Source organism: Bartonella sp. AP40SXNS (genome assembly GCF_042195825.1).
Lineage (GTDB): Bacteria > Pseudomonadota > Alphaproteobacteria > Rhizobiales > Rhizobiaceae > Bartonella.
Map to the genome: position 1 here is coordinate 1 of NZ_JBHIPB010000092.1, position 956 is coordinate 956.

1 protein-coding gene and 1 pseudogene are annotated in these 956 nt (G+C 40.0%); both read right to left on the minus strand.

Annotated elements, in window-relative coordinates:
- A pseudogene (locus ACFILZ_RS09925) lies at window positions 1–248 on the minus strand (hypothetical protein); the annotation flags it as partial.
- Window positions 238–711 (minus strand): crossover junction endodeoxyribonuclease RuvC, encoded by a 474-nt coding sequence (locus ACFILZ_RS09930; protein WP_375630580.1) that lies wholly within the window; start codon window positions 709–711, stop codon window positions 238–240. The pseudogene ACFILZ_RS09925 and the gene ACFILZ_RS09930, both read right to left, overlap by 11 nt.
- Between the last annotated feature and the right edge of the window lie 245 nt (window positions 712–956).

Consider the following 956-nt stretch of genomic DNA (forward strand, 5'->3'; position numbering starts at 1 on the left):
AAGCGACCATCTGCTAAACGAATGAGATATCCTTCTTCAAGCAAAACATTCAGTGCCGCTTCAAACTTCTTCACTGAATAACCAGTGTAATGAGATAAAACTTTAATATTATAAAAAAGAGGTTCACCAGTATGCAACATACGTAACCGTAATCGCATATAGATATTGCCCTCTACAGCAGGCAAATAATCAACAACTATTGCCCACTTGTCTGCAAAAAGCCTCGTCCATGGTAATTTACTGGACATACCCCAATTCCCTTTCTTTAACTAAATATAAAATTGCTAAAGCATCTGCTTCGTTGTCATCTTTCGGATTGTGCCCTTTTGCACGCACCGCCTTAATCATCTCTTCTTTCGACGCATTCCCCTTGCCTGTCGTCGCTTTCTTAATCGTACTTACTGGTATCCCCTCATACGGTATCTGATGCTGTTCACACCACGCCGTTAACGTTGCTAACAAACCACCGTAAACATGCGCTGCATCTGTACCTTTATGACGCCTCACCTCTTCAAAATACACCACGTCAATTTGACCTGCTGTCTGCTTTATTTCTGATAGCCATTGTTTAAAACGCAAGTAACGCATTCCACCGCCTTCAAAACGGCGCGATTGAAAATTCACGGTACCACTGAACATGTCACCACTTGCACCACGTATCGCCCACCCCGTTTTGGTACCTAGATCAAAACAAAGAATCGTGTTATTCACTGCGCCTCTCCATACACAATGTGTTTTATTAGGTTGTTTTTTTCCGAAAATGAAAGAAAGAACGGTGTGTAAAATATGCAAGCAGTTTTAAATTGGATAGAACAGCATCCTGTATTATTTTCAGCGTTTTCTGTATTATTTTCTGCACTTTCTTCGGTTGGTGCTTTATTATCCGCAATTTTTTCTTTTCGTTCTATTAAACAGACATTGAATTTAAGAAATGAAGATCGAATAGAAGCTGCAAA